A 14379-nucleotide genomic window follows, 5' to 3' on the forward strand; every position below is an offset into this window, starting at 1 on the left:
TCGCTCAGGCGGAGGCGCGCTCCGCGGGCGGGGCGATGTCCCCGAGGATCTGGTCGATGCACTGCTCGACCGTCGTGCCGGCGAACTGGGCCTCGGCGTTGAGCAGGAGGCGGTGGCTCAGCACCGGCTCGGCGAGGATCTTGATGTCGTCCGGGACGACGTAGGTGCGGCCCTGGCTGGCCGCCCACGTCTTGGCGCAGCGCACGTAGGCGAGGCACCCACGCACCGACAGCCCGAGCTTGAGGTTCGGGTGGCGGCGCGACTCCTCGGCGATGCGGCTGACGTAGCCGAGGATCGCCGGGTCGACGTGGATCTCGTCGGCCAGGCGCGACATGTCGACGATGACGTTGCTCGCGATGAGCGGCTGCAGCGTCTTGGCGCGGTCGCGCGTCTTGGCGTCGGCGAGGACGGCGATCGTCGCCTCGTGGTCGGGGTAGCCGACGCTCGCCTTCATGAGGAAGCGGTCGAGCTGCGCCTCGGGCAGCCGGTAGGTGCCGGCCTGCTCGATGGGGTTCTGCGTCGCGATGACCATGAACGGCTCGCCGACCGAGTGCGGCGTGCCGTCGATGGTGACGCGGCCCTCCTCCATGACCTCGAGCAGCGCCGACTGCGTCTTGGGCGAGGCGCGGTTGATCTCGTCGGCGAGCACGATCGTGGCGAAGATCGGGCCCGGGTGGAACTCGAAGGACTGCTTCGTCGGCTCGTAGATCGTCACGCCGGTGACATCGCTCGGGAGCAGGTCGGGCGTGAACTGGACGCGGCTGTGCGTGCCCTGCACGGTCGCCGACAGGGCGCGCGCGAGCTGGGTCTTGCCGGTGCCGGGGAAGTCCTCGAGGAGCATGTGCCCCTCGGACAGCAGGCAGGTCAGCGCGAGGCGCGTGACGTGCTGCTTGCCGAGCACGGCCTTCTCGATGTTGCCGACGAGCTGGTCGAAGGTGTGGGCGAACCAGGTCACCTGGTCCTGCGTGACGCTCATGGGTTTCCTTCTCGTGAAAGTGGTCTCGTGCGAAGTGCTGGGTTGCGAGCGGGGCCGCCGCGCAGTGCGCGGCTCAGCCCCAGGGGTTCTTGGTCGCCGAGTCCCGGCCGTTGGACCCGGTACAGGTCACGGTCACCGACTGGAACGGGTAGCCGAGGAACTTGCCGGAGTTGTTGCGTCCGTTCGTGGGCCGGTGCGTGCTGTTCGCGCCGTCGTCGGGCGTGGACCAGCCGCTGATCGAGCAGCTGATGGCACCTTGGAAGTTCTGCAGCTCGTATCCGATGTGGTTGCAGTTCGTGCCGCACTGCTTGCCCTGGTAGGGGTCGTAGCAGTTGCTCGGGCTGCAGGCCGTGCCCTTGTAGACGCTGACGACCTTGGGCGCCGGGGGCGGCGGCTTGGCGTTCGTCGTGCCGGTGACGTAGCCGGTCCACGGGCCGGGACCGGAGTCCTGGGCGATGGCCCGCACGCGGATCTTGCGGGAGGTCGAGTAGCCGAGACCGCCGAACGTCGTCGAGTGCGTGCCCGCCCCGACGGTCTGGTTCCGGTCACCCTGGATCTCGTAGCCGGTGATCGGGCGGCCCTCGCTCTGCGTGGTGCCCCACGTGAACGTGATGCTGTTGTCGTCGTGCGACTCGCGCAGGTTCGGCACGCCGTTCGTCGGGCCGTACGGGTGGTAGCCGACGCTGTTGCTCCACGGCGAGCACTGCCCGGCGACGTTGCAGGCCTGGATCTGCATCGACTGCTGGGTGGTGCCGAGGTTGCCGGCCTTGCCGCCCGAGCAGCCGCCCGAGCAGGACCACGAGCCACTGCGGCCCGCCGACGTCTGCCAGTTGACCTTGTCATAGCCGCGCGAGCGCGAGTCGCCGAGGGTGAACGACGCGTCGGCCGAGTAGTCCTTGCGCGGGGTGGCGACCGACCGCAGGGTCGGGGTCTCGGGGATGCCGTCGGCCGTGTACCCGGAGTAGTTCGCCTTGTCGGAGGTCGCCGGCCCGCCGTTCGTCGCGGTGACGGTGTACTCGACCCGCTGTCCCTGGTAGGGGATCGTGTCGCTCGCCGTGCGGGACTCGCCGCCCGAGCGGGTCGCGATGTGGTTCCACGCGCCGCCCCCGGTGCGCCGGTACACGTCGTACTGCGTGATCGGCGGGCCGTTGGGGTCGGTGGCCGGCCAGCTGATGCTCACCTGGGCGTTCGAGTCACCCGGCGTCGGGGTGCGCGGGCTCAGCGTCGGGGCCGGCACGTTGGCCGGCTTGCCGAAGGACTGCGCCTTGACGGTGGGGCCGAAGGGACCCCAGCCGGCGCCGTTCTTGGCCTGCACGCGGATGTTGTACGCATCGTCGTTGACGAGACCGGAGAGGGTCTTGGTCAGCGCCGGCGCCTTGACGGGCACCGTACTTCCGGAGCCGGCGTTCGTGCCGATGTCGACGTACTGGACGCGGTAGTCGGTGACCTCGCTGCCCTCGTTCGGCGGCATCGTCCAGTTGACGGTGAGCTTCTGGTCGCCCGGCACGACGTTGCTGATGACCGTGGCCTTCGGCTTGGTGTCGGGGCGGACCGTGTTGCTCTTCGGGCTCTCGTCCGACCAGCCGACCGGGTTCTGCGAGCGGACGGTGAAGGAGTAGTCCTTGCCGTTGGTCAGGCCGGTGATGGTGCACGGTGAGCTGGCGCAGATCTGTCGCACCTCGCCACCGTTGGCGATGACCTCGTACTGCTGGATCGGCAGGCCGCCGTCGTAGGCCGGCGGGCGCCAGTCGACGCGGGCCGTGCTGCCGAGGATGCGGTCGGCGACGGCCACCGGGGCGTCGGTCGGGTCGGGCTTGCTGCGGACGGTGACGGTCACCTGGCCGAGCGCGGCCGGGCGGCCCGGGGCGTCGATGACGCGCACCTGGACCTTCGTGTCGTTGCGCGCCTTGTCGGACGCCGACACCGTCAGCTGGCAGCCGCTCGCCGACGCCGTGACGCCGACACCGGAGACGACCTGGCTCTCCTGCACCGAGCACTGCGGCGCGGTGAGGGGGCTGTCGAGGTACTGGGCCAGGTTCACCGTGCGGCTCGTGCCGGCGATGAGGCCCTCGACGAGCACCGGGCGCATCGTCGCGATCGGGGGTGCGCTCGTGACGCGGACCCGGATCTTGAAGGTCTCGGCGCCGCCCTTGGCCTTGACGGCGACGGCACCGGTCGTGCCGGCCGTCGCAGCCGCCTGGGCCTTGAGCACGACCTGGCGCCCGCCCTGCCCGGACTGGGCGAGGTCGACGCGGTCGGCGGCCGGGTCCCACGTGGCCTCGTAGGCCGCCGCGCTGCCGTCCATCCCGTCGGGCAGCCACGCGTGGCACAGGCGCGGGATGTCGAAGCTGCGCGCCGGACCGTCGGCCGCGAGGACCACCTCGTGGTCGGGGCAGCGCAGCACCGGCACGTCCGGGCCGATCTGGACCGGGATCGTCACGAACGTCGTCTGAGCGGCCTTGTCGTTCGGGCCGGTCGAGTTGGTCACCTCGAGCATGAGCGCGGCCGGACCCACGTAGCCGTTCGTCGAGGTCAGCGCGAGCTCGGTGCCCGACGTGACGGCGGACTGGAGGTCGTCGGCCGGCGACGTCGACACCGTGTCCTGCGTGGTGACCGACACCTTTCCGCCGCGCGGGTCGAGGACGTAGTCGCCGAGCGGCACCTTGACGGTCGAGTCGGCGCCCATCTTCACCGTCTTGCCCGACACGACGTACGGCAGGCCGTTGTCGCCCGCCGGGACGTAGATGAGAGCCATCGCCTGCGCGCCGTCGGCGTCCTCGATGACGTAGGGAACGACGCGCGCCTGCGGGCGCAGCTGGATGCCCAGCTTGCGGCCCTGACGGGTGACGCCGTCGCCGTAGAACTTCACGATCTTCAGCTGCGACTGCTCGCCGTCGATGTCGCGGTCGTTGGCGAGCGCGTCGACGACGATCGAGGTCTCGCCGGGCTTGGCCGACCCCGTGTCGTCGACGGCGGTGGGCGGGTTGTTGAAGTCCTTCTGGCCGCGGACCGTCAACGTCGACTTCGACGGGTCGAAGAGGCCGTCGGTGATGCCGTAGGTCAGTACCTTGGCCGGGCCGACCTCCGGCGCGCCGACCTTGAACGTGTCGTCCTTCTGGCGCTGGAAGTCCTTGAGCGTCGCGGCGTCGTTGAGCGTCGACAGGTCCGTGAAGGAGACCGAGTCGCCCGCGGCGATGAGGTCGTTGGACAGCACGTCCGCCCGGACGGTGCGGCCCGGGGCGGCGACGACGTCGTCCTCGACGGCCACCGGCGGCTGCGGGTCGCCCGGTTGCACGACGCCGACGCGGACGAAACCGTCGCTCGTCCCGCCGAAGCGGTCGCGCAGCTGGTAGCGGATCACCTCGGTGCCCGCGCTGCGCGGGTAGGCCTCGTAGCGGATCGTCGCGGCGCCGTAGCCGACGACGCGTCCGAGCTCGAGGTCGACCGGGCCGCCGTCGTCGCCGACGATGCCGCTGACGAACGTCAGGTCACCGTCGGGGTCGACGCCACTCGTCGGCACGGTGATCGACAGGGTGTCCCCGGCCGTGACGCTCGAGCTGAAGCTGCGGGCCTGCGGTGGCTGGTTCGGGTTCTTCACGGCGTCCGGCGGTGGGTTGATCGTCACCGTGATGCGGCCGGTCTGGCCGCGCGACCGCATCCCCTCGGGGTAGGTCGTGTACTCGAGGATGGCGGTCTTCGGCCCCGCCATCGGGGCGACCTCGGGCACGTACCGCACGACGGTGCCCGACGCGAACGCCTGGCCGCCGCCGGAGAGCACCCGCACCTCGGGGGCGAGCTTGAGCGGGATGCCCTCGCTCATCGAGTCGTTGTCGAGGGCCGGGATGGTCACGGCGTCGCCGACGCGGACCGTGGCGACGTCGTCGACGACGGTCGGCAGGACCTTGTCCTTGGGCTCGGGCTTCTGGACGACGGAGAGCTCGCCGACGGCGGTCTTCGTGCCGTCGGAGATCGTGTACCGGACCGTGCCCTGGCGGGTCTCGTTGCCGGTGACCGGGGCTGTCGCGACGACCCGGACCCACCGGCCCTGGACGATCGACGGGCGCAGCCACGCCTGCGAGGTCTCGACGCGCTGCACGACGAGGACGTCGCTGCGCGGGCTGTAGTCGTTGGACAGGACGTCGGCGATGACCGGCGTCTGGCCGCGGACGACGGCGGCGTCGGGCGTCGCGACCGGCGGGGCGTCGCTGTCCTTGTCGGGGAGGATGTCGACGCGGATGCGGCCGGTGGCCACGCCGGCACCGACCTGCGCCGTGTACGTCACGACGGAGGTGCCCGGCGTCTGGCCCGTGACGGTGACGACGCCGGTGTCGAGGTTGGTGTCGAGCTTGAGCTGGCCCGGGCCGCGGACCGCCTGCGCGAGACGCATCCGCGCCTCGGGATCGGTGGGGTCGGCGCCGGCGATGTCGTTGCCCAGCGGCTGCAGCTGCACCGGCTTGCCGACGACGGCGCGCACGACGTCGGGCTGGGTGCGCGGCCGGACCGGCTTCTCGTCGTCCTCGCTCAGCACGTCGAGGGAGACCGAGGACTCGGCGGTGCCGCCGCGGCCGTCGTCGACGACGTACTTGACGACCTGGTCGCCCTTCTCGCCCTGCGCCTTGATCGTCAGCGCGCCCGAGCCGTCGACGCCGGTGGTCTCGACGTCGACGGGCGACACCTGGATCGGGTCGTTCTCGGCGTCGCGCCAGTCGGCCACGACACCGACGCGGACCGACCCGTTGGCCACGACCGGGTAGGACGCCTGGGCGAGGCGGGCCTGACCGGCACGCAGCTTCGGCGCGGTGTTGACGTCGTCGGTGACGATCTTGACGGTGACCTTCGCCGTCGCGCGGCCGTTCTTGGCCGTCGTGCCGTTGTTGACGGTGTAGGAGAACGTGAAGCCCTCGACGCCCGGCTCGTCGGGGACCGTCACCTGCACGGTCTGACCGTCGGCCGACGGCGTCGCGCTGATGCCCGCCGCGTCGGGCTGGGTGACGTCGCCCGGGGAGATGGCGAGGATCGAGCCCTGGCTGTCGGAGTCGTTGTCGAGGACGTGGAGCGTCGACGTGCGCCCCGGGCGCACCTGCATGACGTCGGGCTGCGCCTTCGGCGGCGTCCGCGTCTGCTGGTCGTCGATGAGGTTCTCGTCCTTCTTCTTGTTCTTGTTGTCCGTCTGCGGCGGCGGGATGACCGAGTTCCAGTTGTCGATCTTGACGCGGTCGCGGTCGACGTCCCAGACGTCACCGGAGTCGAGGTCGTTGAGGACGACGAGGCCACGGTTGACGCGCAGCTTCACGCCGTCGGCGCGCACGCCCTTCTTCATCGCCCCGAGGTCGACGGTGCCGGCGTCGGCCGGCGAGCCACAGTTGCGGCCGTAGTAGACGTTCGACGGGCCGGCCCACGCAGCGTGCACGCACGCGGCGAGCCGCACCGGCTGGGACAGCATGAGGTCCTGCCCCGACGCGCCGGCCTGGCCCTGCGCGAGCGCGACGCCGCCAGCCTGGCCGCCGTCGCCGGTGAGGTCGACCTGCGTCAGGCGCGAGCCGTCCTGCACGAGAACGGTGGCCGCGTCGGGGCCGGGCTGCTGCAACGCGGCGTAGGCGGGGTTGCCGGGCTCGGCGTTGCCGACGGAGAGCTGCTCGGGCTCGCTCAGGGCGTCGGAGTAGAGCTTGTCCGTGCCGGAGTCCCACACGACCCAGTGCGAGCCGACCGCGGTGACCTGCGCCGACTTCGAGGAGAACTTGAGGTCGGTGGTGACCGGCTTGTCGAACTCCGTCCGGCCCTTGGGCCGCACGACCGTGACGGTGCCCTTCTCGGCCGACACGGCGTAGACCGTGCCGTCGACTCCGACGGCGACGGCGGCGTTGCCGCCGACCTTGGCGAGCGGCTTGGCCTGCGTCTGCAGGCCGTCGAGTCCGCTGAACCCGGCCCGGTCGTCGACGCGCTGGGCGCGCAGCTCGCCGGTGGCCGGGTCGATCATGGCGACGCTGCCGCCGCGCAGGTCGAGCGGCGGCGCGGTGAACACCCGGTTGCCCGTCGCCGTGCTGGGCTTGGGCAGCAGGACCGCCTGCTCGGAGGCGAGCGTGCCCTCCGACGGGTTGATCGGGACGACCTGGTTGCTCGCCCTGGTGTAGCCGAGGACGGCCGCGCCGTCCTGGAACATGTCGAGGCCGGAGCTGGCGCCCACGTCGGCGTAGACGCCGGCGTCGAGCTGGCCGGCTGCCTTGTTGATGCGTCCGAAGCGCGACTGCTCGGAGTTGGTGACCCAGATCCCGCCGTCGTTGAGGTCGGCCTTGCGGGCCATCTCGCCCTCGCTCTTCGTGGCGAGCCAGACGAGCAGGCTCGCGACGAGCGCGACGACGACGGTCGAGACGATGCCGATCCGTCGCTTGGTGGCGGCGGTGCTCATGCGTTCCCCTGTTCGACCGCCACGGCGGCCTTCGGTGCGTGCGGTGCCGGCGATGCGGACGCCTGGACGTCGGCGGTCGTGAGGTCGTCGAGCAGGACGAGGTCCTCCTCGACGACGATCTTCGTCGAGAGCGCGTGCTCGACGAGCCGGGCCTTGCGGTTGGTCGCGAGCTTGCCGACGCCGCCGTGCAGGCCGCGCGTCCCCGCGTCGGCGAGCTTCTGGCAGACGTTGTCGAGCTTGCGGTTGAAACGGGTGAGGGTCCAGCCGAGGCGCTCGGCAGCAGCGGCAGAGGAGGGTATCTGGCTCGTACCCGCTTCACGGCGCCGGAGGAACGGCTCGCACAGCGCGACGACGAGCAGCTTCTGGTCGGGCGTGAACGACACGCGTCCGACCGTGGCGGCGCCGACCTCGTCGGCGTCCTCGGCGGCCGGCGGCTCTGCCGTCACCGTCTTGAAGACGGGGCTCGCGACGTGGATCTCGAAGTCGTAGGTCGTGGAGCCGGCGGTGAACCACACGACGAGCTTCTTCATCGCGAGCGGGATACGGGCGCCGGGGTTCAGGAAGGCCTGGAAGAGGCCCTGCTCGTCGGCGACGGTCGCGGTCAGCGTCGACCCGGTGTTGCTCAGCCACCAGAAGCCCGCCTCGTGCGAGACGAAGAGGAAGGTGCGGTGCAGGTACGGGTTGTCGTCGACCTCGACATCGCCGGTACGACCGATGGTCAACCCGGCCTCCGGTGACACGGAGTACTCCTCGCCGCAGAACACGACGGTCACCTTGCTGTGGATCACGATCAGGTCCCCTAACCCGGTCGACTGCGCACGGCGATGCCCTGCGCTCGCGGCTAACGACGTGCAACTCTGCCGCGTTACGGACGTGTGTGGTGGTTTGGTGCTGTCTGGGTCGAGATTTCCTCTTCGCGGGTCGCGTGTCGATCCGCCGTCGTACTCAGTGGTGGTGGTCGGGTGCACGCCCGCCGCGTGCGCGGGCCGTCACTGGGCCGTCACCGGGCCGTCACCGGGCTGTCTCGCACTCCGGGCCGCCGGGCGGTGAGCCGTTGCCGGCCCGGACGACGACGACGCCGGCACACACCTTGGTGCCCTTCGGGACGGTGAACGTGTAGGTCGGCTTCGTCGAGGTGACGATCTTCGACTGGTTCCCGACGGCCTCGTCGCGGGAGGCCGCGTACTGGATGCGGAAGGTGTCCTTCTTGTCCGGCTCCGGGTAGGTCCACCGGAAGGTGACCGTGCCGGCGCCCGACTGTGCGGTGACGACCGGCCGGTCGAAGACCGGGTTGCCCACGGCGCTGTCGTCGCCCGGCATCGACACCGTCTGCTTCGGCGTCGGGCCCACGTCGGCCGGCGGGGTGGACCCCCCGCGCAGGACGAGGAAGACGACGAGGCCGACGAGGACGACCACGCCGCCCGCCAGGCCCCACACGACGCCCGGACGCGTCAGCGGCGATGCCGGGCCCGCGGCGGCCGGCGCCTGGGGGTCGGCGGTCCCGGCGGCCCGCCGGACCGTGGCCTCGTCGGACCCGTCGCCGCCGTGGGTGAGCGGTGACGTGGCCGGTGACGCGACGACGTCGGTGGCGGACGCGGGTCTCGCCGGCGCGTGAGCACCGTAGGAGTAGCCCGGCTGACCGCCGGGAACCGCTGCGGGAGAAGGATGCCCGTGGCCGTGGTCACGCCGGCGCGTCTCGTCCTCCACCGGTGCGGACGAGGGTGCGGAGTACGCCGTGGGCGCACTCGGGGCGGCAGGCGCGGCCGGCTGGGCGATGACGGTCTGCGGGGCCTTGACGCGGGTGCGGTCCTCCTCCTCGCCGCCGCGACCGGAGGGCGAGCCGTGGGTCTGGCTCACCAGCGTCGTGTGGCCCTGCTCGTCGAGGACGACGATCGGGGTGCGGGCGAGCCGTTGCTGCTGCTCGACGGCCTGGAGCGCGCGGGCCAGCTCGAGGGCGGAGGCCGGCCGGTGCGAAGGGTCCTTGGCCATCGACTGGGCGAGCAGCCGCTCGAGGCCGCCCGGCACGTCGGTGCGCCCGGTCGCAGGCACCGGTGTGTTGCGGATGCGCGGCATGAGGGCGTACGCCGAGTTGTCGCCGCCCGGCACCTCGAAGGGCGAGCGCCCGACGAGCAGCTGCCACAGCGTCGCGGCCAGGGAGTACACGTCCGAGCGCACGTCGCCGTTGCTCTGGCCGTAGAGCACCTCGGGCGGCGCCCACGGCACGGAGACGCCGACGTCATCGGTGGCTTCGGGCTCGACGTCACCCTCGCGGGCACCACGTCCGGCGATGCCGAAGTCGGTGAGCCCAGGGGCGCCGTAGGCGCTGACGAGGACGTTGGCCGGCTTGATGTCGCGGTGGGTGATGGAGGCACGGTGCGCGGTCTCGACGGCACTGGCGATCTGGATGCCGGTGCGCAGGACCTCCTCGACGGAGAACCGCTCGGCCCGGGCCCGCATCGCGAGGTTGGGCGGCGGGTAGTACTTCATGACGAGGTAGGGGCGGCCGTCGTCGGAGGTTCCGGAACGGAAGACCTGCACGATGTAGGGGTGGTCGCCGAGGGCCGCCATCGTGTCGGCCTCCTCGACGAACTGGCGGCGCAGCGCGTCGGTGAGGCCCTCGGGCTTGAGCACCTTGACCGCGACCGGCATGCGCGGGCTCTGCTGCTCGTAGAGGAACACGTCGGCGTAACCACCGGAGCCGAGGGGCTGGACGAAGACGAGACCCGGGATCTTCGGGGGCGCTCCCTTGCGCGATGCCATCAGAGCGCGGCCTCGAAGGTGAAGGAGACCTCGTCGGCCATCGACACGACCGATCCCGGCTCGAGCACCTGCTGGTCGTTGGCGCGCAGGCGCACCGGTGCCTCGCCGGGCAGCGCCATCGTCGTGCCGTTCGTCGTGCCGAGGTCGCGGACGAGGACGTGCCAGCCCTCGAGGAGCACCTCGACGTGGTTGCGGGACACGTCGCGCTCGGGGCTCGGCACCTTGACGACGTGCGGCCGGTCGGTGGCGGCGACACCGTCGCCGAGCTTGGGCGAGCGGCCGAGCAGGACGCTGCGGTCGAGGGTCACGACGTCTCCGGTGGACAGGCGCAGGACGCCGAGCGGCGGCCGCGGCATGGTGAACGGCTCCTGCGGCGGGATGGACGTACCGCAGACGCGGCACGCGTCACCGTGCGGCGGGGTCGGGTGGCCGGAGGCGCAGAGCACCGCGAGCACGCTGGGGCCGGTCGGGTTGGCCAGCTGGGCGGCTTGGCGCGCCTCGAGGAGGGCGCTGCGGTCGACGGTCTGCTCCGCCTCGTCGACCTCGTCGAGGTCCTCGGTGGCGGCGGCCAGGCGCGGGGTGTGGTGCTGCTCGAGCCTCGGGGTGTCGTGCGGGGCCGCGTGGCCCGGGTCGCTGGTCGGGATCGGCTGGGTCGGCGGGACGGCCGGCGCCGGGTGGTCCGTCGCAACCGGCGCCACGGACGCGGGAGGTGGGACAGGCGCGGGCGCGGAGGACGGCGTCGGCGCGGCCGGCGGAGCCGCGGCCGGTGCGGTGGGCACCGCTGGTGCGGCGGGTGGCGGGCCGGTGGAGATGAGCGGGGTGGCCTGTGGCGCACGGACGCCGGGCGGCGGGGTGTGCACCGGCGGCAGGAGGCTCGGTGCAGGCGGGGGCGTGTGACGGCCCGCGAACGTCGGGGTGTCGACCGGCGCGGCCGACGGTGTCGACGGGGTCGTGCCGCCGGGTGCCGTCGGTGCGGGCGAGGACGTCGCCCACGGCACCGCCGAGATGAGGCCGCCGGAGCTGCCGGGGACCGGCTGGGCGGGCGCGACCGGGGCGTCCGGGACCGGGTTGGTCACCGGCGCGGGCGCCGCGTCGGCCAGGTGCGGGGCTGCGGCCGCCGCGTCGGGGCTCCCGGGGTTGGGGGAGTTCTCGGGCTGGTCGTCTGGGTGGCCGTCGTGGTGGTCGTCGTGGTGGTCGTCGCCCCGGTCGACCTTCGTCAGCTCGGCGAGGACTCGCCGGTGCTCGTCGACGGCGGTCGTGTGGCCGAAGAGGTAGTCGTAGCTCGGCGCCGCAGGCGACACGTCGTCGTCGGCATCCGGCGCGCCGACGGTACTCGGCGGCGACGGCTGCGGAACGACGGGCTGGGGCGTCGCGTTCGCGGCAGCGGGCTTCGGCTCTTCGGGAGCCTCGGGCCGCGAGGCCCATGTGGACTCGAAGTCGCGGCCGGCGTCGGCAGTGGGGAGGTCGCCTGCGACAGGGGCAGCCGTCGTTGACTGTGGCTCCGGAACCTGGGGAGCGGCGGGTGCCTGCGAGACCGGGACCTCGAAGACCGGCTCGGGTGGCGTCGGAGCCGCGGACGCCGTAGGTGCACGATCCGACGACGCTTGGGGGGCAACGGGATCCGAGTTCGACGCGGCGTCGGCCGGCGCTACAGGAGGCGGCGTCACCATCGGTGCGGGGGCGGGGGCATCCGCACTCGGCGCACTCTGACCACGGACCGGCACCGCGGGTCGTGCCGAGGCCCAGGAGCGGAGGGACGGCATCGCGGACAGCGGGCCCGCCTGTGCTGCAAGGCCGTTCGTCCCGGCGTCCGGCTCGGATCCGACGGAGGAGGTCGAGTCGCTCTGCGCCACAGGCAAGTCCGGAGCGTCGGGCGGTTCGCTCTGGGCTCCGCCTAGAGGAGCGGGCGGTGTGGGCGGCGTCGCGCCGGGCTGCGCGACGTCGGGCGTGGCCTCGACGAGCGTGGGCTCATCGGTGCCGGCGGCCGGGTCGTCGCGGTGGGCCCAGCTGCGGCCCCAGGACGAGGTCGCCCGCCCCGGCTCGTTCGCCGCAGCGGGTGACCCGAACGTCGGCACGGCAGGAGAAGGCGCGCGGTCGGCACCCGCGCCGCGAGCGTCCGCCTCGCCGGGCTCGGCAGGCTCGTCGAGCAACTCGGGTCCGCGGGTCTCGGCGTCGGGAGCCGGGGTGGGCGGTACGGCAGAGGGGGTCGACGGCGAGGCCGTGCCCGAGGCGGCGTCGGCGCCGGAACCCTCCGTGGGTGACGCGTCCGGCCGGGGCGTGCCGCCAGGCGCGGCCGGAGCCGCGGCCTCCAGGGGACCGGCCGAGGTCAGCGTCTGCGGCGGCGCGGGCTGCTCGCGCTCGGACTCCTCGAGCACCCGCAGCACGATGCGCTCGGGCGCGTCCGCGAGGTCGACGTCGGCCCAGACGCGGGCGCTCGTCGCGCGCACGTCGTGCTCCGAGCCGTCGGCAAGCGTGACGACGGCCGCCACCGGCCCGAACGCGACGATGCGGGTCGTGTCGCCGGTGTGCACGCCGACGAAGTGGCGGGCGCGGCGCATGCCACCCGCGGTGAGCACCTCGAGGACGTCATCGAGGTCGCCGCCGTCGGCGGCGTCGCTCGCGTGGAGCGTCTGCTCGTCCTCCTCGTGCAGGCCGATGAGCAGGTGCATGCCAGGGCCCCCGATGTGCGTCCAGCCTTCGGGGGCCCAGTCCACGACGACGGTCGGGCCACTCACGTCTACGACCTGCTCTCCCCTGATGAGCCGTTCACGGTCTCGCGCGGGGTGGTGTCCTCGTCGACGTCGTCGTCGGACTCCTGCCCCAGCAACCCGACGACGATAGCAGTGACGTTGTCGCGGCCACCGGCCTCGACGGCCGCCGCGACGAGCGCGGCGGCGGCGGCATCGGCGTCGGGGTGCGCGAGCAGGATGGCCTCGATGCGCTCCTGCGACAGCTCGTTGCTCAGACCGTCGGAGCAGATGACGAAGACCTCGCCCGGGTAGGGCGGGAACACCCACGTGTCGACGACGCCCATCGGGTCGCGGCCGAGGGACCGGGTGACGATGTTGCGGGCCGGGTGGCGGTGCGCCTCCTCCGGCGTGATGAGGCCGCGCTCGACGAGCTCCCACACCTCGGAGTGGTCGACGGTCACCTGGTTGAGCGAGCCGTCGAGGAGTCGGTAGACGCGCGAGTCGCCGATGTTGAAGACGGCCCAGTGCCGCTGGCCGCCGACCGACACGACCGCGAGCCCGGCGACGGTGGTGCCCATCCCGGTCTGCTCGGGATGCCGCGCCGCCGACTCGAGGATGCGCCGGTTGGCCTCGGCGACCTGCGCGACGATGTCGCGGACCTGCAGCACCGGGCGGCTGGACAGCTCGACGACCGCCTCGGCGGCGATGCGGCTCGCGACCTCGCCGGCGGCGTGGCCGCCCATGCCGTCGGCGACGACGAAGACCGTGCCCTCGGCGCCCGCGCTGTCCTCGTTGTGCTTGCGGACGCGTCCGACGTCGGTGCGGACGCCGACGGAGATGGTCGGCAGCACGGCGGTCACTCCCCGGCCTTGCGGACGCCGGTCGCGACCGGCGCCTCTCCGGCACCCGACCAGGGCGTGACGCGGACGGAGGTGATGACCTCGCGGATCAGCTCGTAGTCGGTCTCGGCGGACGCGCCGCCGACCGCACCGGTCAGCTGGACGAGGAAGGCGGGGCGCCCGGCGTCGGTACCGGACGGGACGACGTGGAAGAGGTTGGCCTGCAGGACGGTGTCGACGTCGGCGTCGGGCCACGTCGCGTCGCACCCGACGAACGCCGCGCCGGCGAGCTCGGCGGCGTACGGCTCGGAGACGTCACCGCCGCGCGAGCGTGCCATCGCGGCGACCTGCTCGAGCGACTCCTCGACCCGGAACGCCGGGCCGCACTGCTCGATGCTGACGACGACGTTCGGCGCGAAGGCACCGTCGCGCGGCAGCCGCGCGGCCATCGTCGTGCCGGGTGCGTGCACCGGCTCCCACTCCTCGGGAACCTCGAGGGCCACGGCCGGCAGGCCCGGGAAGTCGGCGCTCGGGTAGGCGAGGATGGTCATGCACGGTTCCTTTCGGTCGTTCCCGCAGGGGACGGGGACGGCGCGGTCAGTCAATCAAACACCGCGAAGGGTGTCAGATCGGTCGTCGGCGACCCGCGAACCGTGGGCGAGCCGTTGCAGCGCCGGAGCTCGGAACCGACGGACGGGTCGGACCGGA

Annotated in this window: 7 protein-coding genes; all 7 read right to left on the bottom strand. The window is 72.6% G+C overall.

Going from position 1 to position 14379, the window contains the following annotated elements; all coding sequences use genetic code 11:
- Positions 1–4: 4 nt before the first annotated feature.
- The 7 genes from AC3A5R_RS10745 to AC3A5R_RS10775 all read right to left on the bottom strand — a co-directional run bounded on the left by AC3A5R_RS10745 (position 5) and on the right by AC3A5R_RS10775 (position 14222).
- Positions 5–976 carry an AAA family ATPase gene (locus AC3A5R_RS10745; RefSeq protein ID WP_487620757.1) on the bottom strand — a complete coding sequence of 324 codons (972 nt, stop codon included), beginning with the start codon at positions 974–976 and terminating at the stop codon, positions 5–7.
- A 73-nt stretch (positions 977–1049) separates the two neighbouring features.
- Positions 1050–7382 (bottom strand): Ig-like domain-containing protein, encoded by a 6333-nt coding sequence (locus tag AC3A5R_RS10750; RefSeq protein ID WP_487620758.1) that lies wholly within the window; start codon positions 7380–7382, stop codon positions 1050–1052.
- Positions 7379–8170 (bottom strand): hypothetical protein, encoded by a 792-nt coding sequence (locus tag AC3A5R_RS10755; RefSeq protein ID WP_487620759.1) that lies wholly within the window; start codon positions 8168–8170, stop codon positions 7379–7381. The genes AC3A5R_RS10750 and AC3A5R_RS10755 overlap by 4 nt, the downstream gene beginning before the upstream one ends.
- Before the next feature lie 223 nt (positions 8171–8393).
- Positions 8394–10142 (bottom strand): serine/threonine-protein kinase, encoded by a 1749-nt coding sequence (locus AC3A5R_RS10760; RefSeq protein WP_487620760.1) that lies wholly within the window; start codon positions 10140–10142, stop codon positions 8394–8396.
- Positions 10142–12877, bottom strand: coding sequence for an FHA domain-containing protein (locus AC3A5R_RS10765; RefSeq protein WP_487620761.1), 2736 nt, complete (start codon positions 12875–12877; stop codon positions 10142–10144). Before AC3A5R_RS10765 ends, AC3A5R_RS10760 begins: the two co-directional genes overlap by 1 nt.
- A 2-nt stretch (positions 12878–12879) precedes the next feature.
- Positions 12880–13692 (bottom strand): PP2C family protein-serine/threonine phosphatase, encoded by an 813-nt coding sequence (locus tag AC3A5R_RS10770; RefSeq protein WP_487620762.1) that lies wholly within the window; start codon positions 13690–13692, stop codon positions 12880–12882.
- Positions 13689–14222 (bottom strand): hypothetical protein, encoded by a 534-nt coding sequence (locus tag AC3A5R_RS10775; RefSeq protein ID WP_487620763.1) that lies wholly within the window; start codon positions 14220–14222, stop codon positions 13689–13691. Before AC3A5R_RS10775 ends, AC3A5R_RS10770 begins: the two co-directional genes overlap by 4 nt.
- Positions 14223–14379: the final 157 nt, after the last annotated feature.

The organism is Intrasporangium sp. Soil_C_50, from assembly GCF_057656595.1.